Origin of the sequence: Hyphomicrobium sp. B1, from assembly GCF_049532635.1 — a bacterium.
In the GTDB taxonomy this organism is placed as follows: domain Bacteria; phylum Pseudomonadota; class Alphaproteobacteria; order Rhizobiales; family Hyphomicrobiaceae; genus Hyphomicrobium_B.
This window is the reverse complement of the sequence record NZ_CP134871.1, coordinates 4,063,515-4,086,748: the sequence shown is the minus strand read 5'-3', so window position 1 is coordinate 4,086,748 and position 23,234 is coordinate 4,063,515. Positions and strand designations below refer to the sequence as shown.

At 60.6% G+C, this 23,234-nt stretch carries 19 protein-coding genes; 6 read left to right on the top strand and 13 right to left on the bottom strand.

Annotated elements, in window-relative coordinates; translation table 11 throughout:
* The first annotated feature begins 93 nt into the window (after window positions 1–93).
* Window positions 94–3,276, top strand: a complete 3,183-nt coding sequence (putA, locus tag RLW55_RS19505) for a bifunctional proline dehydrogenase/L-glutamate gamma-semialdehyde dehydrogenase PutA (protein WP_423415123.1) — start codon at window positions 94–96, stop codon at window positions 3,274–3,276.
* A 9-nt stretch (window positions 3,277–3,285) separates the two neighbouring features.
* Here the strand turns inward: putA and RLW55_RS19500 are convergent, their stop codons facing one another.
* Window positions 3,286–3,651, bottom strand: a complete 366-nt coding sequence (locus RLW55_RS19500; RefSeq protein ID WP_423415122.1) for a cupin domain-containing protein — start codon at window positions 3,649–3,651, stop codon at window positions 3,286–3,288.
* A gap of 65 nt (window positions 3,652–3,716) precedes the next feature.
* Window positions 3,717–5,378, bottom strand: a complete 1,662-nt coding sequence (locus RLW55_RS19495; RefSeq protein ID WP_423415121.1) for a serine hydrolase — start codon at window positions 5,376–5,378, stop codon at window positions 3,717–3,719.
* A gap of 661 nt (window positions 5,379–6,039) precedes the next feature.
* Between RLW55_RS19495 and clpS the strand changes: the two genes are divergently transcribed.
* Together clpS and clpA are read left to right on the top strand one after the other, a co-directional pair.
* Window positions 6,040–6,387, top strand: coding sequence for an ATP-dependent Clp protease adapter ClpS (clpS, locus tag RLW55_RS19490; protein WP_029670871.1), 348 nt, complete (start codon window positions 6,040–6,042; stop codon window positions 6,385–6,387).
* Between the two features lie 7 nt (window positions 6,388–6,394).
* Window positions 6,395–8,848 carry an ATP-dependent Clp protease ATP-binding subunit ClpA gene (clpA, locus tag RLW55_RS19485; protein ID WP_013946750.1) on the top strand — a complete coding sequence of 818 codons (2,454 nt, stop codon included), beginning with the start codon at window positions 6,395–6,397 and terminating at the stop codon, window positions 8,846–8,848.
* A 71-nt stretch (window positions 8,849–8,919) separates the two neighbouring features.
* Here the strand turns inward: clpA and RLW55_RS19480 are convergent, their stop codons facing one another.
* From RLW55_RS19480 to RLW55_RS19460, 5 genes are all read right to left on the bottom strand, one after another.
* The gene (locus tag RLW55_RS19480) at window positions 8,920–9,561 is read right to left on the bottom strand and encodes an NAD(P)-dependent oxidoreductase (RefSeq protein ID WP_423415120.1); all 642 of its coding nucleotides are present in this window, start codon (window positions 9,559–9,561) and stop codon (window positions 8,920–8,922) included.
* Between the two features lie 84 nt (window positions 9,562–9,645).
* A complete protein-coding gene (locus RLW55_RS19475) occupies window positions 9,646–10,065 on the bottom strand; it encodes an HIT family protein (RefSeq protein ID WP_414462106.1) in 420 nt (139 codons plus the stop codon).
* Between the two features lie 44 nt (window positions 10,066–10,109).
* Window positions 10,110–11,282, bottom strand: coding sequence for a GNAT family N-acetyltransferase (locus RLW55_RS19470; protein WP_423415119.1), 1,173 nt, complete (start codon window positions 11,280–11,282; stop codon window positions 10,110–10,112).
* A gap of 117 nt (window positions 11,283–11,399) precedes the next feature.
* Window positions 11,400–12,152 carry a glycerophosphodiester phosphodiesterase family protein gene (locus RLW55_RS19465; RefSeq protein WP_423415118.1) on the bottom strand — a complete coding sequence of 251 codons (753 nt, stop codon included), beginning with the start codon at window positions 12,150–12,152 and terminating at the stop codon, window positions 11,400–11,402.
* 4 nt (window positions 12,153–12,156) lie between these two features.
* Window positions 12,157–12,618 (bottom strand): RidA family protein, encoded by a 462-nt coding sequence (locus RLW55_RS19460; RefSeq protein WP_423415117.1) that lies wholly within the window; start codon window positions 12,616–12,618, stop codon window positions 12,157–12,159.
* Between the two features lie 130 nt (window positions 12,619–12,748).
* Between RLW55_RS19460 and RLW55_RS19455 the strand changes: the two genes are divergently transcribed.
* The gene (locus RLW55_RS19455) at window positions 12,749–13,633 is read left to right on the top strand and encodes a cell envelope integrity EipB family protein (RefSeq protein WP_013946756.1); all 885 of its coding nucleotides are present in this window, start codon (window positions 12,749–12,751) and stop codon (window positions 13,631–13,633) included.
* A gap of 7 nt (window positions 13,634–13,640) precedes the next feature.
* Here RLW55_RS19455 and RLW55_RS19450 read toward each other — a convergent pair whose 3' ends face one another.
* Complete coding sequence (locus RLW55_RS19450) at window positions 13,641–13,910, bottom strand: DUF3572 domain-containing protein (protein ID WP_409562615.1); 270 nt, start codon at window positions 13,908–13,910, stop codon at window positions 13,641–13,643.
* A 143-nt stretch (window positions 13,911–14,053) separates the two neighbouring features.
* Here RLW55_RS19450 and RLW55_RS19445 point away from each other — a divergent pair, with 143 nt between their 5' ends.
* Together RLW55_RS19445 and RLW55_RS19440 are read left to right on the top strand one after the other, a co-directional pair.
* A complete protein-coding gene (locus RLW55_RS19445; protein ID WP_409562616.1) occupies window positions 14,054–14,488 on the top strand; it encodes a response regulator in 435 nt (144 codons plus the stop codon).
* A 24-nt stretch (window positions 14,489–14,512) separates the two neighbouring features.
* On the top strand, window positions 14,513–15,883 hold the full coding sequence (locus RLW55_RS19440) for a PleD family two-component system response regulator (protein WP_409562617.1): 1,371 nt from the start codon (window positions 14,513–14,515) through the stop codon (window positions 15,881–15,883).
* 578 nt (window positions 15,884–16,461) lie between these two features.
* Here the strand turns inward: RLW55_RS19440 and rpmG are convergent.
* The 5 genes from rpmG to topA all read right to left on the bottom strand — a co-directional run bounded on the left by rpmG (window position 16,462) and on the right by topA (window position 23,025).
* A complete protein-coding gene (rpmG, locus tag RLW55_RS19435) occupies window positions 16,462–16,629 on the bottom strand; it encodes a 50S ribosomal protein L33 (protein WP_013946760.1) in 168 nt (55 codons plus the stop codon).
* Between the two features lie 76 nt (window positions 16,630–16,705).
* Entirely contained in the window at window positions 16,706–17,410 is a 705-nt protein-coding gene (locus RLW55_RS19430; RefSeq protein ID WP_423415116.1) for an NUDIX hydrolase, read from the bottom strand.
* Window positions 17,411–17,416: 6 nt separating this feature from the next.
* Window positions 17,417–17,875 carry a DUF983 domain-containing protein gene (locus RLW55_RS19425; protein WP_423415115.1) on the bottom strand — a complete coding sequence of 153 codons (459 nt, stop codon included), beginning with the start codon at window positions 17,873–17,875 and terminating at the stop codon, window positions 17,417–17,419.
* A gap of 57 nt (window positions 17,876–17,932) precedes the next feature.
* The gene (gene rnr, locus RLW55_RS19420) at window positions 17,933–20,209 is read right to left on the bottom strand and encodes a ribonuclease R (protein WP_423415114.1); all 2,277 of its coding nucleotides are present in this window, start codon (window positions 20,207–20,209) and stop codon (window positions 17,933–17,935) included.
* A 23-nt stretch (window positions 20,210–20,232) separates the two neighbouring features.
* Complete coding sequence (gene topA / locus RLW55_RS19415; protein ID WP_423415113.1) at window positions 20,233–23,025, bottom strand: type I DNA topoisomerase; 2,793 nt, start codon at window positions 23,023–23,025, stop codon at window positions 20,233–20,235.
* Window positions 23,026–23,234: the final 209 nt, after the last annotated feature.

The window sequence follows — 23,234 nt, the reverse complement described above, 5'->3', positions numbered from 1 at the left end:
CGGCCGACAGCCGGGGGAGGCGGCGGTTTAACGATCTGCTAGTATTCCTTAACGGGCGAATCGTATCGGCCGCCCTATATCAGCGGGTAGGACATGGTCGCGACATTGCGGCGTGAGGACAGCGTGACACAGCGGGCTCTCCCACCACGGGACGAATTCGCCGCCCAGTATCTTATGGACGAGCCGCGTCTCGTCGGGGCTTTGATCGAGCGGGCGTTTTTCACTGAAGACGAACGCCGGCGCACGGCCGACATCGCGCGGCGCCTCGTTCATACCGCGCGCGCCGACAAAGCAAGCCATGCGGGCATTGATGCTTTCATGCACGAGTATGGGCTGGCGACCGATGAGGGCGTCATCCTGATGTGCCTCGCTGAGGCGCTGCTGCGCATCCCGGATGCCGAAACGGCCAACGCCTTCATTGCCGACAAGATTTCCGGCGGCGCCTGGGAGAAGCATCGCGGCCATTCCGATAATCTGTTCGTCAACGCCTCGACCTGGGGCCTGATGCTGACCGGCCGCATCATGCGGCTCAAGGAAGCGAAAGGCGCCAATCCGTTTCAGGCGATGAAGCGGCTCGTCGCGCGTTCGGGTGAAGGAACGATCCGGCTGGCCATCCGCCACGCCGTGAAGCTGCTCGGCGAGCAATTCGTGCTGGGCTCGACGATCGAGAGCGCGTTGGCGCGAGCGCGCTTTTATGAGGAGAAGGGCTACCGGTTTTCCTACGACATGCTGGGCGAGACGGCGCGGTCGGAACAGGATGCCGAGCGTTATTTCCAGCGCTACATGGCGGCGATTGATGCTGTCGGGGCCGACGCCCGGCCATTCACGACGCAGCATGCCGACGCGATCTTTGGGCGCCCTTCGATCTCGGTGAAGCTCTCAGCGCTGCATCCGCGGTTCGAGCCGGGGAAAGAAAAACGACTGCGTGCGGAACTCGGCCCCCGACTGTTGACGCTGGCGCGCGCGGCGCGCGCGAAGGGTCTCGGGCTGACGGTCGATGCCGAAGAACAGGACAGACTCGATCTCACGGCGCAGCTTTTCGGCGACACATTCGTCAGTTCACAGCTCGAAGGCTGGAATGGGCTTGGGATAGCCGTGCAAGCCTATGGGAAGCGCGCGATTCCGATGCTTCGCTGGCTCCGGCGGCTGAGTGAGCAGACGGGCAAGCGCATTCCGGTGCGGCTTGTCAAAGGCGCGTACTGGGACAGCGAGATCAAATGGGCGCAAGAGCGTGCTCTGGAAGATTACCCGGTATTCTCGCGCAAGCTGCACACGGATGTTTCCTATCTGGCCGCGATGCGGCTGCTGATTTCCGATCCCGTCGCATTCTATCCGCAGATTGCGACGCATAACGCGCATACGATTGCGGCAGCGGCCGTGGCGGGAGGAGCCGTCGAATTCGAATATCAGCGCCTGCATGGCATGGGCGAAGCGCTTTACGAGCAGGTTGTCGGCGAAGGTAAGTTCAATCGCGCCTGCCGCGTCTACGCGCCGGTCGGCGGGCATGAGGATCTACTCGGCTATCTCGTGCGGAGACTGCTCGAAAACGGAGCCAACACATCGTTTGTTAATCGGTTGGGCGATGAAGAAACGCCGATTTCCGAGATCATCGCCGATCCGGTCGAGATCGCGGATCGGGAATTCAGCTCGGGCGAGCGGCCGAAGCTGATTGCGCGCCCGCGCGATATTTTTCTGCCCGAACGCAAGAACAGCGCTGGGTTGGCACTGACCGAGACCGGTGTGCGCGAGGCGCTGCAAACCGAGATTGCGAAAGTCCTGAAAACGCCATTCGCGGCGGGGCCGATCATCAACGGCGTTGTGACGGCGGGGGGCGAGGCAGCAGGCGTTGTCGCGTCACCGCACGACCATCGCGATCGGATCGGAACGGTGCGGCTTGCAACGCCGCAGCACCTCGAAGACGCGGTTGCGTCGGCGAAAAACGCAGCGCCGTTATGGGAAAAAACCGACGCTGCCGAGCGTGCGCGCATTATCGAAGTTGCTGCGGACCTGTTCGAGCGAGATCGTGCAGCGCTGATGGCGGCGCTGATCCGCGAGGCCGGGAAGACCATCGAAGCGGCGCAGGCCGAGGTGCGGGAAGCTGTCGATTACCTGCGCTATTACGCCGTCGAAGCGCGGCGGCTTTTTTCCGATCCGGTCGTGCTACGGGGCCCGACGGGCGAGGAAAACACGCTGACGCTGCGCGGGCGCGGTGTGTTCGGCTGCATTTCGCCGTGGAACTTTCCGATTGCAATTTTCACCGGCCAAGTGGCGGCAGCACTGGCGGCGGGGAATGCCGTCATTGCAAAGCCTGCCGAGCAATCGCCGATCTCAGGCTTTTTGGCCGTTAGGCTGCTGCACGAAGCGGGCGTCCCGCGCGAGGCGCTGCAACTCGTGACGGGTGGCGGCAAGCTCGGCGAAGCGATGGTGAAAGATGCGCGCCTGCAAGGAATTGCATTCACGGGATCGAACGAAACAGCCTGGGCCATTCAGCGGGCGCTGGCGGATCGGCGCTCGGCCATCGTGCCATTCATCGCCGAGACGGGCGGAATCAACGCGATGATCGCGGATTCATCGGCGTTGCCTGAGCAGGTGGTGCGCGATGCTGTGCGGTCGGCCTACGATAGCGCCGGTCAGCGCTGCTCGGCGGCTCGCATTCTCTTCGTTCAAGACGATAATGCGCCGCGTATCCGTGCGCTGCTCGCTGGCGCCATCGAAGCGCTTGATGTCGGCGACCCGCTGGATTACGCGACCGATATCGGCCCGGTGATCGACGAAGCGGCGCAGGACAATCTCGAAAGCCACAAGGTTTTGATGCAGCGTGAGGGGCGCGAGATCATTGACCTTGCGATGCCGGAAGCCTGCCGCGCCGGGACTTATGTGACACCGGCGCTTTACGAGATCGACCGGCTCGACAGGCTCGATCATGAAGTGTTCGGGCCGATCCTTCACATGGTCCGCTATGAGCGCGGGCATATCGACAAGGTCGTTGCTGCGCTCAATGCGACTGGGTACGGCCTGACGCTTGGGCTGCACAGCCGCATCGAGAGCGTCGCCGATTACGTGGCGGAGAACGCCCACGTCGGTAATCTCTACGTCAACCGCAATCAGATCGGGGCGGTCGTCGGCGTCCAGCCGTTCGGCGGCGAGGGGCTTTCCGGCACCGGACCGAAAGCTGGCGGACCGAACTATCTTGCGCGCTTTGCGACCGAGCGGACGTGTTCGACCGATATCACCGCGACCGGCGGCAATTACACACTGCTGAGTGGGAAGAGTTAGGAGGCTTCGTCACTCATAAACCGCGTAGAACTTCTTGGCAGGTTCGATGACTTCCCAGGTTCCGGTGAAGCCTGCGGGCGTCAGGAAGGCGTCTCCAGCGCGGAAGGTCGCCTCGGAAGCATCATCGCCGCGGACGACGATGAGGCCCTCCAAGATGTAGCAGAACTCGGTTTCGGTGAAGACGACGCGCCATGCTCCTGGATCGCCGCTCCAAATGCCCGAGCTGAAATGGCCATCGGGGCTTTGAAACAGGTTTTGTGCGCACTGCACCGGGTTCCCGGAGACGATGCGATCGGCTGCTGGGTGATAAACGTCGCCGGGCGGAAGGACGCCTTGGAAGACGACGAGCTTGGGAATTTCGCTGTTGGCGGTCACGGGCGGGCCTTACATTGCAAGCTGGGTTGCGATGCTACGTCCGCGCCGCTTTCCAGTGCAAGGCGTTACTCGCCCGCCATGACGAAGCAATCGACCGACTGGCGACGTAGTGCGTTGCACGTCGAGGCGGCACGATTGGCGTTGAAGCCGGTGAAGCGGGCCCGGAAGATCTGGTGGCCGTTCTTCATCGCCGGGTTGGTGACGGAGGAAACGCCGGCGAGAAGGCGTCCGGCACGATCCTGGACGTTGCTCAAGGCGCGCTGGGCGTCGTCGATGGAGCTATAGGCGCCGATCTGAACGGCATAGCGACCGCCATTTGCCGTCCGAGCCGTGTCCCGGCGCGGTTCAAACCGATCGCCTGACGCGTCACCTAACGCGCGGGCTTGGGCGCCGAGCGTAGACGGCGGCATGCCACGGATAACCGGCGGGTCGTGCAGTTCGGTCTCTTGCGGCTGCTGACGCCGCTGCGGCCTTGGGGCAAGCGCTGGCGGCGGCGGTTCATAGGCCGCGACGCGCTGCAGAGGGCGAGGCGGTGCGGTTATCGACGAGGTGCTGGAGCTGGCAAGGTTCGCCGGAGCGAATGGGCGAATTGGCGCGACTTGGGCTCCCGTCGCCGGGGAAGCGTTGCCGACGCGCGTGAAGCCGGGCGTTGCCTGGATCGGCGGAACGGCTCGGGCCGGGGCTTCGTCGGGGCTTGTGTCCTCCATGTCGGTCGTGTCGTCGGACGAGGGCGCGCGGGCCTTCGTCGAGATCGGCACTGCACGGACTTTGAATATACGGACCGGCGTTTCATCGGCGTCGGCCTGGACAGCCGGTTGTGGAGCTTCCGCGCGGGCCGGCGCGCGCTTTATGGGGCGTTGCGCGATCTTCGGCTCGCTTCTTAGACGGGCGAGCAGCAGCGGCTTGCGGGTTTTGTTGCGGGAGGCGCGCGACAGCATCCGCGTCAGCAGCGCGCGCATCTCGGCATTGCGCGTCGCCGCGGTGCGGCCGCCGAAGACAACGCCGACCAAATGTTTCTCGCCGCGATGAAGGGACGTCACGAGGTTGAAGCCGGAAGCGCGCGTGTATCCGGTTTTGATGCCGTCGATACCTGCGAAGGTGTTCAGCATGGTGTTGTGGTTGCGGTAGGACTTGCCGCCATACGAAAATACCCGGGTGGAAAAGAACGGGTAGTACTGCGGAAAATCGTCCTGCAGGCGCAGCGCCAGGGTCGCCATGTCGCGTGCCGTGGTAATCTGCTCGTCGTTCGGGAGGCCCGAGGCGTTCTCGTAGTGGGTACCTGACATGCCGAATGTGCGGGCGCGGGCATTCATTAGGCGCGCAAAATTGGTTTCGGAGCCGCCGATTTTTTCTGCAAGCGCCACGGCGATGTCGTTGGCGGACTTGGTGACGATCGCCTTGATGGCGTTTTCGACTGTGATCTGATCGCCCGGTTTGAGGTCGAGCTTCGAGGGCGCCTGATCGGCAGCATGCTCGGAGATCGTAATCCTGTCGGACATACGCAGACGCCCGGTCTGGAGCGTCTCAAATGTCAGATACAGCGTCATCATCTTGGTGAGAGACGCGGGATGACGCGGCGCGTCGCCGTCTTCATTGTGGAGAACAGCGCCGGTGTTGGCGTCCAGGATGAACGCAGCGTGGCGGTTGCCCCGAGCTTCCGCGCTCGTCAGGCCAACGGCGAAAACGATGAGAAAAGCTGATGCGTACGCAAATACTCGTCGCAACACGACGCTCTATCCCTCTGGCCGCCCTCGAAAAGCGGCAATGACTGACACCCTGTTCGTGGGATTGCCGACCGGCTCCCACTGGCGCCCCACCCGCCGATATCGGCAAGAAGAGCATTGTTTTTGGGCACCTTTTTGGCGTCAAAGAGGCTTTCGGCGCTTTCCAGGTGCCAGCGTCACTGTAGGAGCTGAAGGACTTCGTTAGCGTTAAGGAGCAAGGTAAAATTTACCCCTTTGGATGTCCCATTATTGGGCGCTAAGGTCTTGATTATGGCCCGCATGACGACGCGCGGGGCGAGACCGGACTGTTGGCCGCCGCGGCATCTGCGGAAGGGCCAAGAGGGGGGGCATGAGGGTGGCGAGCATCTGTTGAAACGACATTGTCCCATGCTTCGAGCCTGTCTGAAGCGCCGCATGGCTCGTTCTATTTTTTGCTCGTCAGCGTGCCTATATTACAGGCTTGATGAACACGGGTGTTTAGCTTGAACATTTGGCGAGAGAGACAGTTGTCCCTGCGGGCATGCGTTTGCAGTGAAAGCGTAACTTTTCTGCCTCCAACGGTTGAAGGTTGCGGGATAGCTTTAGGAGATCCGATGGATTCGGGGTTTGCCCGAGGCACGCGATGAAGAAGGTGGACATCCACTCCCTGGTGCACGCTGCCCGCATGGCAGCGAATGAGCCGCCCGATGGTCCGCGCCGTGATGACGGCGATGGTGACTCCAAGACGGGTATTGTCACGAAGACCCGTCCCAAAACGAAGAAGCCGAACCTATATAAAGTTCTTCTGCTGAACGACGACTTCACTCCGATGGAGTTCGTCGTTCTCGTGCTGCAGCGTTTCTTCAACAAGGGACAGGAAGATGCCACCCGCATCATGCTTCATGTCCACCATAAAGGTGTCGGTATTTGCGGCGTGTATACGTACGAGGTTGCTGAAACCAAGGTGACGCAGGTCATGGACTTCTCGCGGCAGCATGGCCATCCTCTTCAATGCACCATGGAGAAAGAGTAGGACTCGATTGACATCGCTCTCCAAAAATCTTGAAGCCTCGCTGCACCGGGCGGTGCAGTATGCAAACGTCCGTCACCACGAATTTGCGACGCTGGAGCACCTGCTTCTAGCGCTCGTTGACGACCGAGATGCGGCCGCCGTGATGCGTGCCTGCTCGGTTGATCTCGAGCAGCTCCGGGCGCGCCTGATCGAATATCTGGATACGGAACTGAAGCCGATCGTATCCAAGTCGGCCAGGGATGCGCATCCGACGAATTCGTTCCAGCGCGTCGTTCAGCGGGCGATCGTGCATGTGCAGACATCCGGACGCGAAGAGGTGACGGGCGCGAACGTTCTGGTCGGGATTTTCTCGGAACGCGAAAGCCATGCCGCCTACTTCCTTCAGGAGCAGGAAATGACGCGCTTCGATGCGGTGCAGTATATCGCACATGGCATCGCGAAGCGGCCGGGCATGTTCGAGCCGCGGACGGTTCGCGGCGTCGACGAGGAAGTCAATTCGACAGAGAGCGAAGAGAAGAAGCCCGGCGACGCGCTCAATACTTACTGCGTCAACCTCAATAAAAAGGCCCGTGACGGCAAGATCGATCCGCTGATCGGGCGCGAGCAAGAGGTGCTGCGCACGATTCAGGTTCTCTGCCGCCGGCAGAAGAACAACCCGCTGCTGGTTGGCGATCCGGGCGTCGGCAAGACGGCCATCGCTGAAGGCTTGGCGCGCAAGATCGTGCAGGGGCAAGTTCCCGACGTTCTCAAGGGCGCGACGATCTTCTCGCTCGATATGGGCGCGTTGCTTGCCGGCACGCGCTATCGCGGCGACTTCGAAGAGCGGCTCAAAGCCGTGATGAAGGAGGTCGAAGCTTTCCCGGGAGCCGTGCTGTTCATCGACGAGATCCACACCGTTATCGGTGCGGGTGCGACGTCGGGCGGCGCGATGGATGCTTCGAACTTGCTGAAGCCGGCGCTTCAGTCGGGCGCGCTGCGTTGCATCGGCTCGACGACCTACAAGGAGTATCGCCAGCACTTCGAGAAGGATCGCGCTCTCGTCCGTCGATTCCAGAAAATCGACGTCAAGGAGCCGTCCGTCGAGGATGCCATCGAGATCTTGAAGGGTCTGAAGTCGGTCTTCGAGGACTATCACAAGATCAAGTACACGAACGAGGCCATTAAGGCCGCGGTCGAACTGTCGGCGAAGTACATCCACGACCGTAAGCTGCCGGACAAGGCGATCGACGTGATCGACGAAACCGGCGCGTCGCAGATGCTGCTTCCCGAAAGCAAGCGGAAGAAAAAGATCACCACTAAGGAGATCGAAGCGACAGTCGCAACGATGGCGCGCATTCCGCCGAAGACCGTCACGAAGAGCGACGCTGAAGTCATTGCGCACATCGGGCGCGACCTGAAGCGGCTGGTGTTCGGTCAGGACAAGGCGATCGAAGCGCTTTCGAGCGCGATCAAGCTGGCGCGTGCCGGTTTGCGCGAGCCCGAGAAGCCGATCGGCTGCTACCTGTTCTCCGGTCCGACTGGCGTCGGCAAGACGGAAGTTGCCAAGCAGCTTGCGAACCTGATGGGCGTCGAACTGCTGCGCTTCGACATGTCAGAATACATGGAGAAGCATACGGTTTCCCGTTTGATCGGCGCCCCTCCGGGCTATGTCGGTTTCGATCAGGGTGGCCTTCTGACTGATGGCATCGATCAGCATCCGCATTGCGTGCTGCTGCTCGATGAGATCGAGAAGGCGCATCCGGACCTGTTCAACATTCTGTTGCAGGTCATGGATCACGGTAAGCTGACGGACCATAATGGTAAGTCGGTCGATTTCCGCAACGTCGTGCTGATCATGACGACGAACGCGGGCGCGTCCGACATGGCCAAGCCGCCGATGGGCTTCAATCGGACGAAGCGCGAAGGCGAGGATACGGAAGCCGTGGCCAAGCTGTTCACGCCTGAGTTCCGCAACCGTCTTGATGCCGTCGTGCCGTTCGCCGGGTTGTCGCCCGAGATCATCGCGCAGGTCGTCGAGAAGTTCATCTTCCAGCTCGAAGCGCAGCTCGCAGATCGCGGCGTTTCGATCGAGCTGTCGGATGAGGCGACGCGCTGGCTTGCGGAGAAGGGTTACGACGAGAAGTTCGGTGCTCGTCCGCTGGCGCGCGTCATCCAGGAGTACATCAAGAAGCCGCTGGCAGAAGAGTTGCTGTTCGGCAAGCTCGAAAACGGCGGCACGGTGAAGGTGCTGGTCGCCGGCAAAGGGCCGGATCGGACGCTGACGTTCGACTTCCTGCCGCTCGATCCTTCGAAGAAGGTGAAGACGCCGGACGACGAAGAAACCGACGAAGACGATGGCCCGCAGCCGGTCCTGGCCGACGCGACGCCAAAGAAGGCACTTCCCGGTCCGAAGGAGAAGGGTGACAAGCCCAACGGATCGGGTGCGGTGCCGAGCGTGCCGCGGAAGAAGAAGGACGAGTAATCGCAGCTCCTGCCGCGAAGAAATACAAAAGCACGGGAGCAAACTCCCGTGCTTTTTTGTTTGGAGCAAAGTCAGTCGACGAGGATCGGCGTCTCGCCGTACGTGGTTGGATCAGCGAGGCTCTTGACCATGAAGTCCGCGACATCGGCGCGGGATATTGCGCCTCCGCGCCAATCTTTCATGTCATTTAGAACCTTATAGCGCTTCTTGGCCGGCGCATTTGTCAGCAATCCCGGCCGGACGATAGTCCAGTCGAGGTTGCTTTTCTGAACGATATCTTCGGCGATGTCTTTGTCGGAATAGACGCGCTGCAGAAACAATGGGAACAGCATGTAGTCGTAGAGGAAGTTGGTTCTGCCGCGGCTGTTCCCGGCGCCGATACCAGTCACCATGATAAGGCGGTGAACGCCAGTCTGCTGCATCCGCTCGACCATGATGCGCGTTGCTTCGGAAAAGATCGTTGTGCCAAAGGCAAGCTCGGTTAGCGTTTTGACGCCAAGTGATTGAATGACAGCGTCCACGCCTTGCATCGCGGCATTGACATCTGCGCTCGAGCGCGCATCACCGTTGAGCTTCACGAGTTTAGGGTGGCTAATCGATATGTTCTTTGCCGAGCGCGAGAATGCGCGAACTTCGTGACCAGCAGAGAGAGCGGCTTTCACAGTTTCGTAGCCGATCCCGCTGCTAGCGCCGATAATAAGGACAACGGACATGGCGCACCTCCTTATGGAGTGTAGAAGTGGGCTTCCGAGGGCGTGCCGTGAAGGGGAGCACGCCCGGCTCGTCACCTAGTTAGGTTACGCCAGCGCTGCTTTCAGCTTCTCGGCGTTGGCTGCAAGAATGGCGGCATCTTCCATTTGGCGCGCATGCAGCTGAAGGGGTTTGCCCTCGTAGCGCGGCATGACGTGGAAATGCAGGTGAAACACTGTCTGTCCGCCAGCCGGTTCATTGAATTGGGCGATGCTGATGCCGTCGGCGTTGAAGGCGGCTTTGGCGGCGATGGCGACCTTCTGCACCAGCGGGATGATCTTTGCGAGCACAGCCGGATCGGCATCGAGCAGGTTGCGCGACGGCGTTTTCGGCACAACGAGCGTGTGGCCCGACGTCTGGGGCATCACGTCCATAAAGACGATGGCGTCAGCATCCTCATAGACTTTGTGGCACGGGATTTCGCCGCGCAGGATTTTCGCGAAGATATTGGAATTGTCGTAGGACATGGTGTTCGCTCGGCCCGGTATCGCGGCACCCGGCCGGGGCCGCTTCAGGCCTCGTCTTTGCGATAGGGACCCATTTCGGTCAAGTCGGCATTCATCTGAGCGACGGCCTCACGCTCTTGCGTCAGGAAACGCTCGACGGCGCGGCGGAACGACGGGTCGGCGATCCAGTGAGCCGAATAGGTTTCGACCGGCAAGTAGCCGCGCGCGAGCTTGTGCTCGCCCTGGGCGCCCGCTTCGACGCGCGGCAGCTTGTTGGCGATGGCATAGTCGATGGCTTGGTAATAGCAGACCTCGAAATGCAGGGCCGGATGGTGCTCCGTGGCGCCCCAGTAGCGGCCGTACAAACAATCGCCGCCGATCATGTTGAGAGCGCCTGCGATGTAGCGCCCGTCGCGCTTGGCGAATACGAGGAGGCAGTGTTCGGCTATCGTGTCGCCCAGCAGCGAAAAGAACGTGCGGTTGAGGTAGGGGCGGCCCCATTTGCGATTGCCAGTGTCCATGTAGAACGTGAACATCGCGTCCCAATGGTCTTCGGTGATGTCTTTGCCCGAGATTTGCTCGATCTCGATACCGGGTGCCAGGGCGGCCTGCCGTTCCTTTTTTACGGCCTTGCGTTTGCGCGAGGCGAGCGACGCCAGAAAATCATCGAATGATACGTAGCCGTCGTTCTGCCAATGGAACTGTTGGCCGACACGCGTTAGGAAGCCGAGCTCTTTCAAACGTTCGGCCGTTTCGGCATTCAGGAAGGTCAGGTGTACGGATGACAGTCCGCCCTGGCGCGCGACTTCAATTGCGGCGGCTGCCAGCACCTGTTCGTCGGCGAGCGCTTTCTCGCCCGGTTTGACGAGGAGGCGTGGGCCGGGAACCGGCGTGAACGGGACGGCAATCTGAAGCTTTGGATAGTAGCGCCCGCCTGCGCGCTCATAAGCATCGGCCCAGCCGTGATCGAAAACGTATTCGCCCTGACTGTGGGATTTGACGTAGGCGGGGGCAACAGCAGCGATGTTTCCATCATCGTCATTGATGACGAGGTGGCGCGGCAGCCAGCCGGTCTGCCGGCCAACAGTATGCGAATCCTCCAATGCTTTCAGGAAGGCGTGACTGACGAACGGGTTGAAGGTTGCGGGATCGGGGTTGGCGCATGCGTCCCACTGCGCGGCGTCGAGCGTCGCGATCGAAGGAACGAGATGGACGGCGGTGTCGGAAAATATCGGCATTCGGTCGTTTGTCGCGCCTGCGCAAAGTCTATGCAACGCCTTGATATAGGATCAAAGCGATTACACGGCAGGGCTGTCGGGCGCGGCGCGGGAGGCACGCAATGTCGCGGGCTGCGGCTACTCGGGTCGGAAACCCTCGAAGATCATGGCATCTGCCCATGTTTCGGCGATGCGGCGCTGTTTGGCGGTACGGACCGTCCAGGTGAAAACGGGAAGACCTAACGTCCGGCGCGCGAATTGGGTGACGGGCGTTGGCAGCGCATCGACTTCGTAGGCGTAGAAATCAGGTGCGACGGCGCCCGATTCGAGCAGATCGCGAAGATCCTTGGCCCGGGACTTGCTGATTTTGCGCGGCCACCAGCTCGGTCCCTCATAGCTGCCGGAGACCATACCGCGCAGGATCTCAGGGGCGGCCGTCCTTATCGCGACCATCACGGCGGGGTCGAATGACATCAACGCGATGGGGCCTGGGTACGCCGCGGCTGCCGCTGCGATATTAGCGATGAACGTTTTGTTCGGCGGCTCCCACTCGCTTTTGATCTCGATCAGAAGTGGCACGCGTCCGGCGACCAGATCGAGCAGTGCGGCGAGCGTGAGAATGGGCGCGTTGCTGTCGCGGTGGCGCAGCGTTTTGAGGTCGCTTTCCTTCAGGTCAGCGACGAGGCCGCGGCCCCCGACGAGCCTTTGCAATGTCTCGTCATGAAAAACGACCGGAACGCCGCGTTTGATCGGACGGATATCGCATTCGATGCCGTAACCGGCAGCAATGGCCGCTTCGAATGCGGGGCCGGTGTTTTCGATGATGCCGCGTTTGCTGTCGTGCAGCCCACGGTGCGCGACGGGCCGGAAAAACGCGGCATGATCGGCCATGACGTCAGCGCACCTTGAAGATGGCGTCGATCTCGACGCAGGCGTTCAACGGCAGGCTCGCGACGCCAACGGCGGAACGGGTGTGGCGGCCTGCATCGCCCAGGGCGGCGACCATCAAGTCGGATGCGCCGTCGATGACTTTCGGCTGGTCGTAGAAGTCGGGCGCGGAGGCGACGAAGCCTGTGAGCCGCAGGACCTGCACGATGCGGCCGAGATCGCCGAGGGCGGCCTTGGCCTGAGCCAGCAGGTTGAGTGCGCAGTGGCGAGCGGCCTCCTGGCCTTCCTCGATCAAGACACCGGCGCCGAGCGTTCCCGTGAGAATGCGGCCGGCGCCGTCCTTGGCGATCTGGCCTGAGATGAAGAGTTGATCGCCTGAAAGAAGAAACGGCACGTAGTTGGCGACGGGTTGCGGAGCCTCGGGGAGTTTTAAGCCCAATTCGGCCAGCCGCTGTTCGATGGAGGTCATTGAAAGATTACTCGATGTTTAGGTTGTTCAGTAGCTTGTGGCCGTCGCAACGCCCTTTTGTAAATGCTTTATCTGCCATCTTGTTTGCGGTACCTATAGCCTTTTCCGCCCGGAGAGCGAGCTAAGTTCGATGACGACGCGTTTTGGCTACGCTTTGGTAGCGCTTTCGACCCTGGTAGCGGGCCTTGCATCGGGAATGGCGAGCCATTCTGCGGCAGCTGCAGAGCTTGTGCCGTTTTCGCCGCATCGCGCCGTATACGATCTGTCGTTGGGTGATGCTTCGGCGGGCTCGGGCGTGACCGGAATCGTAGGCCGGATGGTTTATGAGCTGAAGGGCTCGCCGTGCGAGGGTTATACGCAGAACATGCGCTTCGTCACTGTGATGACGAACCAGGACGGCGTCGAGACGGTCAGCGATCTTAGAAATTCGAGCTGGGAAGAGGCAGACGCCAAGAAGCTCCGTTTTTCATCGACGCAATATCAGAACGATGAGCTAGCGGATTCGAGCCAAGGCGATGCGCTAAGGACGAAGGGCGCGACGCCGGTCGTCGGTGTCGATCTCGTGAAGCCCGCCAAGAAGCGGTTATCGCTGCCGACCGACATTTATTTCCCTATGCAGCACGCTTCGACCTTGGTTCAAGCCGCCAAGAGCGGCGTCAAGATGTTCACCGCCAATCTCTACGACGGTTCGGAGAAGGGCGAGAAATACTACCTAACCAACACGATCATCGGCAAAAAGTTCGGGACTGGTCCGGATGCGTCTGTCGGCACATTCAAGGGTGCCGATCAGCTGGCGAAGGTCGAATCCTGGCCGATGACGATCAGCTATTTCGACGCCGGCAAAGAGCACGAAGATCAGACGCCCGCTTACGAGCTGTCGTTCCGCTATTTCGAGAATGGCGTCACGAGCGATCTCAAGATCGATTACGGTGAGTTTTCGATCAGGGGCGATCTCAAGGAGCTGACGTTCCTTGAACCCGGTAAGTGCCCAGCCACGGCGGCGCCGACGAAATAAATTTACTTCAGTCGTCGATCGGGCTGGCGAGTAGCTGATGGGCCGGTGCAATCAGCGCCGGGTCAATCCCGTTCTCCTGGCAAAATGCCAGAAGAAGCCCTTCATCGGACAATAGAAACTCGAGCGTCGCCAGCTGCATCTCGCGCGAAGAGGCGATGTTGCGAAGGTCGTGCGGGTCGCTTCCGGTCAGCGCCAGAAAGCGCGAAATCTGCTTGGGGTCGGCGAGCACGTACGTCAGTATCTGCAACGCGAGTGCTTCTGCTCGTTCCTCGGTCAATCGCGCGGGCTTCGATCGGAACATATGGTTACCTAATCGTCGAGGTGTCGTTAACTGTTGGTTACCGCTTTCAGGGGCAAAGTCGAGCGCCAATTCAACCGAGAATCGGTGCACAACGGCCGCAAGGAGCCTAGGCGGTTGCTATGACGTATCAGGAAACGGGAATGAGCGTCGAGCGTCGTTCGCCCGAGCCGCGGCTCGGTGCGCAATCTGTCCTGATCGTTGAAGACAACGAGCTCAATATGAAGCTCTTCAATGATCTCCTTGTTGCGCACGGTTATCAGACAATTCAGACGCGCAATGGTTTCGAGGCTCTCGAACTTGCGCGCAAGCATCGTCCCGATCTCATCTTGATGGACATTCAGCTGCCGGAGGTATCCGGGCTAGAGGTCACGCGCTGGCTAAAGGACGACGATACGCTTTGCCAAATTCCCATCGTCGCGGTCACGGCCTTCGCGATGAAAGGCGATGAAGAACGCATCCGTTCAGGCGGTTGCGAAGCGTACATCTCGAAACCGATCTCCGTCACGTCTTTCCTCGAAACCGTCCGGAAGTTCATCGGTGCATCGAAGGCCTAGTATTCTTCAAAGATTTTTCAGCTCATGACCGCGCGCGTTCTCGTCGTCGACGATATTCTGGCAAACGTGAAGCTTCTCGAAGCGAGGCTTCAGGCGGAATATTTCGAAGTTCTCACGGCGAACAGCGGGCAGCAGGCGCTGGATATCCTTGAGCATGAGAGCGTTGACGTCGTGCTTCTCGACGTCATGATGCCGGGCATGGATGGCTTCGAAACGTGCCGACGCATCAAAGGCAGTCATCTCACGCACCATATTCCCGTCGTCATGGTCACCGCCCTCGATCAGCCGTCCGACAAGGTTCTCGGGCTGGAGAGCGGTGCGGACGATTTCCTCACCAAGCCGGTCGACGACATCGCGCTCGTGACGCGCGTGCGGAACCTTGCACGCCTCAAAATGCTCAACGACGAAATGATGATGCGCGCGTCGACGGGCCGTACCATGGGCATTCCCGACGACGGTTCGCTCGCGCGGGCGCTGTCGGCGAGGACGGGGCGTGTTCTGCTGGTCGACGATCATGAGCGGTCGGCGACGCGTCTGCTCGAAGTGCTATCGCGCGCGAACGACGCGCATCTCGAACGGGATGCGCAGACTGCGCTCGTTCGGCTCGCGGAGGGCGGATTTGATCTGCTCATCGTCAGTCTTTCATTGAGCGGCTCGGACGGCTTGCGGCTTTGCTCGCAGGTCAGATCGCTCGAACGGACGCGGCATCTACCGGTTATCATGCTGGTCGAACCCGGCGATGAAGCACGATTGCTGCGCGGCCTCGATATGGGCGTCAACGACTACCTGATGCGGCCGATCGATCGCCATGAACTGCTGGCGCGTGTCAAAACCCAGATCAAGCGGAAGCGGCATTCGGATTTTCTTCGCCATCGGCTCGCGGAAAGCGTCGAGCTGTCGATTACGGATTCGCTGACTGGGCTACATAACCGTCGCTACATGGAAGGCCATTTGCGGACGCTTGTTTCGGAAGCGGTCCGGACCGGGCGCAGCCTGTCGATGCTGGTTGCCGACATCGATCACTTCAAGAACGTCAACGATACCTACGGGCACGATGTCGGTGATGAAGTGCTAAGGGAGTTTTCCGTGCGCTTGCGGCGCAATACGCGCGGGATCGATCTTGCCTGCCGGTTCGGCGGCGAGGAGTTCGTGATCATTATGCCGGACACTGATCTAACGCACGCTTATCAGGTCGGCGAGCGCCTGCGCGCATGCGTTGCCTCCGATGAATTCCGGATCGGTGATGGTCAGAATATCCGGGTGACGGCGAGCGTCGGGATCGGCACGTTGGAGACGGCAGACGACACGCCGGAGACGATGTTCAAGCGGGCGGATAGCGCCCTTTACATCGCCAAGAGACGCGGCCGGAACCGCGTTGTGGTCGACGCCGCGTAAATGAGACTTTAGCCGAAAGTCACGTTGCTTGCGGGCAAGCCGCAATTTGAGAACAACGCAACCGTCACGCAGATGTCAGAAAATAGCTATGCTTTTCTGGCGGTTAGTCGTGAACGCCATACAAGCAAGCTTGCGTGAATCGTAGCGCCGGCGACACAGTAAAGCAGTTGTTGCTTTCCGCGTCGTAATCTGGCACCAATCTACGCGTCTAAGTGGGGATAAATAGGAATTCTTACGATTTTGACGTCGGCCTTGCGTGCACTCGCCGCTAGGTGACGCCTATAAAATCCCGCGCTATCGGGCCCGCCGCAAAGCCTGGTAGAGTGGGTATGATCGAACCAAGCGACCACACGAGTGGCCTCCTCGAACGGTTGCGGAGGATCGATCGCGAAGCTGGGTGGGGAACAACGCCCTCTTTGAACCTCGCCCGGTCGTGGCCAGGGTTGCGAAGCTGTCTCGGAACGATTTACCCCGCTGCCGAGTTTGCTTTAAGCCCTGGCCACATCATCAGCCAGAGCTTCCTCAACACGATTGATATCCGTCAAGTTCAGCCGTAATCGGCTGAGCAGCAGCACGGTTTATTTAATTTTTGTTTCTTTGAATTCCACGTGCTTACGCGCAACGGGGTCGTACTTCTTGAAAACAAGCTTTTCGGTTGCCGTGCGCGGATTTTTCTTCGTGACGTAGAAGAAACCGGTTCCGGCGGACGACAACAATTTGATTTTCTGCGTGACTGGCTTTGCCATGGATCGTGGCCTTAAGTGAAAAATGCCAAGAAACCTTGGCCAGGGAGCGCGCAACATACGCGTCAACTTTGCCGTGTCAAGGCATCGGAGGTGCGACTTTACACGATATCAGGTCGCGGTGGAAGGATGAGCCTGCGGAATAATAGAAAGGCAGGCGTTCGGCGCTGTTGCGAAATACCGGCGCGGCTTCGAGAAGTTCGGCCACGTCATTAAGCACAAGCCGCGTGATGTTTGGCAAATCGAGCGCCGCGGCTTCCGATAACGTAAACCACCCAAGATCGAGCAGCTCGTCGTCCGTCGCAGAGCGATCGGCAGAGACCGCTTCGGAAACTGCAAGGAAGAACCAGGTGTCGTAACGGCGAACGCGGCCAGGCGGCGTTATCGCGCGCGCAAACGGAATAAGGTTCGCGGGAGCAGGGGCGTGCCCTGATGCGGCAAACGTCTGCCAGGCAGGCAATGTTTCGGGCAGCGCGCCTTCTTTGCCGATCAGCAGCCCTGTCTCCTCGAAAAGCTCGCGGATGCCTGCAAGCGCAAAAGGTTTGATCTCATCGGCCAGATCGGCAGGCGAGAATTGTCCTGTGAACTGCTTTGCGAAGTGGCGATCTTCGTCTTCGACGCGGCCACCGGGGAAGACCCATTTGTTGGGCAGGAAGACTTGATTGGAATGACGGCGTCCCATCAGCAGTTTGGGTTCAGCGTTGCTGAGGTCGGCGACGAGTAGGCACGCGGCGTCGCGAACGGGAACATCGGACGTAGAATTTTCGAGAGGTTCCGCGGACACGGCTCGTTACCGCGTGTCCGTCTCGGCCGGAGGCGGCGGCCATTTCTCAGGCTCGTCGAGGCTCGGATCACCGAAGCCGTGCATCCGCAGCGCCCACTGATACCCTATCAATGCGCCTTTGACGCGCGGCAGCAGCCAGAGGCTTAAGATCACCAGCGCCGGCATCCAGATCGAAAGCTGAACCCAGGTTGGCGGAGAATAGAGCTGTTCGGTGATGAGAATGCCGGCGACGATGACGTGCGCGGTGATCGTCATGACGAAGTAGGGCGGGGCGTCGTCGGCGCGCTGATGAAACAGTTCCGTGCCGCAATCGGAGCAGACATCGTTGACTTTGAGATATTTGCCGTAGATCCGGCCGGTCTCGCAGTTCGGGCAGCGCTGTCGCCAGCCGCGCCTCATGGCCTGCCAGACATTACGGTCCGTCTGGGCATCAGCATCGATGATCTTGTCGGCCAAATTTGCCATGACTCCGTGATGGGGCCTCTCATCTTTCAGGTCAAGATCAGGCGCCGGCCTGCGGCGTCAGCGTCGTTGCCCGCGGAACTTTCCGAATTTTCGTTTACCACCCGTGTTGCGCCGCAATGTCTTTCCCGAGCCGAAATTGCCGGGTGAGGGCTCCGTCAGCATTTCGAAGCGCAATGCCCCCGCCGATGGGATGGCTTCAAGCAGGCGGACCTCGACGGTGTCGCCGAGGCGATAGCCTTCGCCGGATCGGGCGCCGATCAGCGCGTGGGCAGCTTCAACGTGGTGATAGTAGTCGTTGCCGAGGCTGCTAATCGGGATGTAGCCGTCGGCGCCAGTGTCCTTCAAGCGCACGAAAAGACCCGAGCGCGTCACGCCCGCGATGCGCGCCGTGAACGTCACTCCGATGCGATCGGCCAAGTGAGCGGCGATCAGACGGTCGGTCGTCTCGCGCTCGGCGGACATGGCGCGGCGCTCGGTATCTGAGATGGCCTTGGCGACGCTCGCGAGATGCGGAATTTCATCATCGGTCAATCCGTCGGGGCCGAGGCTCAATGCGCGGATCAGCGCGCGATGGACGATCAAGTCGGCGTAGCGGCGGATCGGCGACGTGAAGTGTGCATAGCGGACGAGGTTCAGGCCGAAGTGGCCGATGTTCTTCGGATTGTATTCGGCTTGCGATTGCGAACGCAGGATCACTTCGCTGATGAGATCCGGTACGGGAAGGTCTTTCGCCTGCTCAAGCACGCGATTGAAGGCTTCCGGCTTCAGTGCGCCCGCGTGCGGAATTTTCATATCGAGCGTTTCGAGGAAGTCGCGCAGGCCTTTGAGCTTCTCGGGGCTGGGCTGATCGTGAACGCGATAGACGAGCGGCAGGCGCTTTTCTTCGAGCGTCTCGGCGGCAGCGACGTTCGCCTGGATCATGAACTCTTCGATCAGGCGATGGGCTTCGAGTCGTTCCGGTGTGACGACGCGCGCAACCTTGCCTTCCTCGTCGAGCACGATACGGCGCTCGGGCAGATCGAGGTCGAGCGGGCCGCGGTTTTCGCGGGCTTTCGCGACGGCGCGATAGGCAGCCCACAGCGGGAGCAGCGCGCGCTCCATTAGCGGTTGGCATTTGTCGGAGGGTTTACCATCGATGGCGGCCTGCGCTTCCTGGTAGGAGAGCTTCGCAGCCGACTTCATCATGGCGCGAAGGAACGTGTGCTTTCGCTTCTCGCCATGCTTGTCGAAGATCATGCGAACGGCGAGGCAGGGGCGTTCCTCAAGCTCACGTAGCGAACACAGATCGTTCGAGATTTTCTCCGGCAGCATCGGCACGACGCGATCTGGGAAGTAGACCGAGTTGCCGCGCAGTTGCGCCTCGCGGTCGAGCTTCGAGCCAGGACGAATGTAGTGGGCGACATCAGCGATGGCGACGGTGACGATGAAGCCACCGGAATTTTTCGGATCGCTGTCGGGCTCGGCATGGACGGCGTCGTCATGGTCGCGGGCGTCGATGGGGTCGATAGTCAGCAGCGGGACGTTTCTGAGGTCCGTGCGCCTGTCCATCGTCGGAGGCGGGAGCGTCTCGCACTCTTGCAGGACGGATTCAGGAAAGTCCTCTGGGATGCCGTGGGCGTGAATGGCGATGAGCGAAATCTTGCGTTGATCGTCGGGATTGCCCAGGCTTTCGACGATCTCTGCGCGCGGCGTTGCGAAGCGGCCGCGGCGATTGAGCTGGAAGCGCACGAGGTCGCCGTCTTCCGCGCTACCCATGTCGTCGGGCAGGATCGGCCAGCTCTTCAATTCCTTGCGGTCGATCGGTTCAATGGTTCCGCCGCCGCGCTTGGCAGCACGAAAGATGCCGAGCAGCCGGCGCTTCTCGCGTGGCAGCTTCTTGATCGGCGTCGCTTCGTAAGACGCCTGCCCGCTGCCGCGGGGCAACTTTTGTAGGCGCGCCAGAATGTGATCGCCGATGCCGATCTCCGCGTCGCGTCCATCGCGGGTCGCGACAACGCGAACGACTGGGCGCTTGCCGTCGGACTCTTCCCACTGAAGAGGTTTAGCAAGAAGGTCGCCGTCGTCATCGCGGCCGGTGACTTCAAGCGTCGTGACGGGCGGCAGCTTGCCCTTTTCGCGCAGGTGCTTCTTGTCGCCTGAGAGGGCGCCTTCGTCCGTCATTTCGGCGAGCAGGCGCTTCAACGCAATCTTCGCGCCGCCTGATACGCCGAAGGCGCGAGCGATCTCGCGCTTGCCGGCTTTGCCCGGAGCGGAATTCAGGAATTCGAGAATCTGCTCCTTGCTCGGCAGACCGCCATCGGCCGGGGCTCGCGCCGGGCTCGATTTGCGGGCCACCTTTGCGCCTCGTCGTTTTGCGGTCAGGCCTTTGCCCTCGCGAGTTTCTTGGCTCCAGCGGCCGTTGCCGGCGCTTTCTTGGCTGGCGCTTTTTCGGCTTTGGCCGCTGCGGTTTTCGTCGCAGCTGGCTTCTTCGCGGCTTTCGGTGCGGCGGCCTTGTCAGCTTTTGGCGCTTTCGCGGGTTTGTCGTCCTTCGCGGCTTTTGCCTTGGCACCGCGCGCGGGCTTGCCCTTCTTGCCACCGCCGTTGGCGATGCGCTCGTTGATGAGAGCGACGGCTTCGTCCATCGTCAGCTCGGCGGGGTTCTTCGCCTTGGGAACGGTGGCGTTGACTTTGTTGTGCGTGACGTAGGGACCATAACGGCCTTCGAGCACCTGCACTGCTCCGCCTTCGCTCGGGTGCACGCCGAGGTCCTTAACGACCTTCGGTGCGTTACGCTGGAAGCGGCTCTTGCCGCCGCCTGCGCGCTTTTCAGCGATGAGCGTGACAGCGCGATTGAGGCCAATCGTGAAGACGTCTTCCAGGCTTTCGAGGTTGACGTACGTTTTCGCGCCGTCCTTCTCATGTACGATGAACGGCCCAAAACGGCCGAGACCGGCTGTAATCATGCCGCCTTCGTCGGGATGCTCGCCAACATCGCGCGGCAGCGACAGAAGCTGCATCGCGCGTTCGAAATCGAGGGTCGCAGCGTCGATGCCGCGCGGAATGCTCGAGCGCTTCGGCTTCTCGTCGCCTTCGGCTTCGCCGAGCTGGATGTAAGGTCCGAAGCGGCCCGTCTTCATCGTGACGGCAAGACCGTCATCGTTGTAGCCGAGGATTTTGCCGTCGAGCGCGGCGGCGTCGCCGTCGGAGCTTTGCGTCAACTGACGGGTATAGTTGCACTCAGGGTAATTTCCGCAGCCGATGAAGGCGCCGTATTTACCTGAGATTTTCAGGCTCAGGCGTCCTGTGCCGCACTTCGGACAGAGGCGCGGATCGCTACCGTCGCCCTTATCGGGGAAGACGTGCGGTCCAAGCATCTCGTTCAGCGCTTCGAGGACGTCGCCGACGCGCAGATCCTTGATCTCGCCGACGGCAGCCATGAAGTCGCGCCAGAAGTCGCGCAGCACTTGCTTGTATTCCAGCTCGTCGTTGGAGATGAGGTCGAGCTTTTCTTCGAGGTCGGCGGTGAAATCGTATTCGACGTAGCGCTTGAAGAAGCTTTCGAGGAACGCGATGACGAGGCGGCCCTTATCTTCCGGGATCAGACGCTTCTTCTCGATGCGGACGTAATCGCGGTCGACGAGCACGGCCATCGTCGAAGCATAGGTCGACGGGCGGCCGATGCCGAGCTCTTCCATGCGCTTCACCAGCGTTGCCTCCGAGAAACGCGGCGGCGGCTGCGTGAAATGCTGGTCGGCGCTGATCTCTTTGTCTTTCAGGCGATCGCCCACTGCGAGCGGCGGAAGACGACGGTTATCATCATCCTCGTCGGAGGTGTCGTCCTTGCCCTTTTCGATAGTGCGGACGCGGTCGTCGCGGCCTTCCTCGTAGACCTTGAGGAAGCCGTCGAACATCAGGACCGAGCCGTTGGCGCGCAGGCCGTAGGCTTTGCCGTCCGAACCTTTGACGTCGATTTCCGCCGTTGTCTGCTCGATGTCGGCGGCGGCCATCTGGCTAGCGATGGTGCGTTTCCAGATCAGATCGTAAAGCGCGGCCTGATCTTTTTCGAGATGCTTGCGGACTTGATCAGGCTTGCGGCGCGGATCCGTCGGGCGGATCGCTTCGTGCGCTTCCTGGGCATTCTTGGCTTTGGTTTTGTATTCGCGCGCAAAGGGCGTGTAGTTTTTGCCGTATTCGGCCGAGATCACATCGCGGATCTGGCTGACGGCTTCCGGCACGATCTGCACGCCGTCGGTTCGCATATAAGTAATGAGACCGACGGTCTCGCCGCCGATGTCGACGCCTTCATACAGGCGCTGGGCGATCTGCATCGTCTGCTTGGCTGAGAAGCCGAGCTTACGGGAAGCATCCATCTGCAACGTCGATGTCGTGAACGGCGCATACGGGTTGCGCTTGGTCGCCTTCTTCTCAACGGACGCGATGCGGAAATCCTGTCCGAGCAGCGCCTTGCGGATCGCCGTCGCGGTCGCCTCGTCTTTAATATCGAGCTTCTTCAGCACCGTGCCGTCGATGGCGACGAGGCGTGAGCGGACGTCTTCGTTCTTGGCGGTCGAAAGGAGCGCCTCGATCGTCCAGTATTCTTCGGTCTTGAACGCCTCGATCTCGGCCTCGCGGTCGCAAACCAAGCGAAGCGCCACCGATTGGACGCGGCCCGCCGAACGCGAGCCCGGAAGCTTGCGCCATAGGACGGGAGACAGCGTAAAACCAACGAGATAATCCAGCGCCCGGCGGGCGAGGTAGGCGTCAACCAGCGGTTCGTCGATCTTGCGCGGCTCTTTCAGCGCGGCGAGGATCGACTGCTTGGTAATGGCATTGAACGCCACGCGCTCGACTTCGGTGTCTTTGCCGAGCGCCTTCTTCTGATTGAGAATTTGCAGGATGTGCCAGGAGATGGCTTCGCCTTCGCGATCAGGGTCGGTCGCGAGGATCAGCTTGTCGGCTTTTTTTACCGCTTCGGCGATTTCGCGCATGATCTTCTGGGATTTCGTATCGACTTCCCAGTGCATGTTGAAATCATGATCGGGCTCCACAGAGCCATCTTTGGCCGGCAGGTCGCGCACGTGCCCGTAGGACGCGATGACCTTGTAACCCGAGCCCAAATATTTATTGATCGTCTTGGCCTTAGCGGCGGATTCGACGATGACGACGTTCATCTGGCGATTTCGCTCCTCACGCCGTTAAACCCGCAATTGCTGCGGATTGGCGGGCTTCATCTCTGCCGCCCGGCGGGCCGGGAACATGGTTGATCGTCGCGGCGCTGTCAAATGCCCGGTCTTTCTATTTTTGATTGTATTTTTGTTGATATTGCCACCATTTGGCGAGTAAGATGTTCTCGGGATATGGATGGCGGTGGGAATGATCG

What these genes read in the sequence shown, in the direction of transcription:
- RLW55_RS19455 (WP_013946756.1), top strand. Translation starts at nt 12,749, where the DNA reads ATGACGACGCGTTTTGGCTACGCTTTGGTAGCGCTTTCGACCCTGGTA.
- RLW55_RS19480 (WP_423415120.1), bottom strand. Translation starts at nt 9,561, where the DNA reads ATGTCCGTTGTCCTTATTATCGGCGCTAGCAGCGGGATCGGCTACGAA.
- putA (WP_423415123.1), top strand. Translation starts at nt 94, where the DNA reads ATGGTCGCGACATTGCGGCGTGAGGACAGCGTGACACAGCGGGCTCTC.
- RLW55_RS19475 (WP_414462106.1), bottom strand. Translation starts at nt 10,065, where the DNA reads ATGTCCTACGACAATTCCAATATCTTCGCGAAAATCCTGCGCGGCGAA.
- RLW55_RS19440 (WP_409562617.1), top strand. Translation starts at nt 14,513, where the DNA reads ATGACCGCGCGCGTTCTCGTCGTCGACGATATTCTGGCAAACGTGAAG.
- RLW55_RS19470 (WP_423415119.1), bottom strand. Translation starts at nt 11,282, where the DNA reads ATGCCGATATTTTCCGACACCGCCGTCCATCTCGTTCCTTCGATCGCG.
- clpS (WP_029670871.1), top strand. Translation starts at nt 6,040, where the DNA reads ATGGCAGCGAATGAGCCGCCCGATGGTCCGCGCCGTGATGACGGCGAT.
- topA (WP_423415113.1), bottom strand. Translation starts at nt 23,025, where the DNA reads ATGAACGTCGTCATCGTCGAATCCGCCGCTAAGGCCAAGACGATCAAT.
- RLW55_RS19460 (WP_423415117.1), bottom strand. Translation starts at nt 12,618, where the DNA reads ATGACCTCCATCGAACAGCGGCTGGCCGAATTGGGCTTAAAACTCCCC.
- RLW55_RS19445 (WP_409562616.1), top strand. Translation starts at nt 14,054, where the DNA reads ATGACGTATCAGGAAACGGGAATGAGCGTCGAGCGTCGTTCGCCCGAG.
- rpmG (WP_013946760.1), bottom strand. Translation starts at nt 16,629, where the DNA reads ATGGCAAAGCCAGTCACGCAGAAAATCAAATTGTTGTCGTCCGCCGGA.
- RLW55_RS19425 (WP_423415115.1), bottom strand. Translation starts at nt 17,875, where the DNA reads ATGGCAAATTTGGCCGACAAGATCATCGATGCTGATGCCCAGACGGAC.
- RLW55_RS19465 (WP_423415118.1), bottom strand. Translation starts at nt 12,152, where the DNA reads ATGGCCGATCATGCCGCGTTTTTCCGGCCCGTCGCGCACCGTGGGCTG.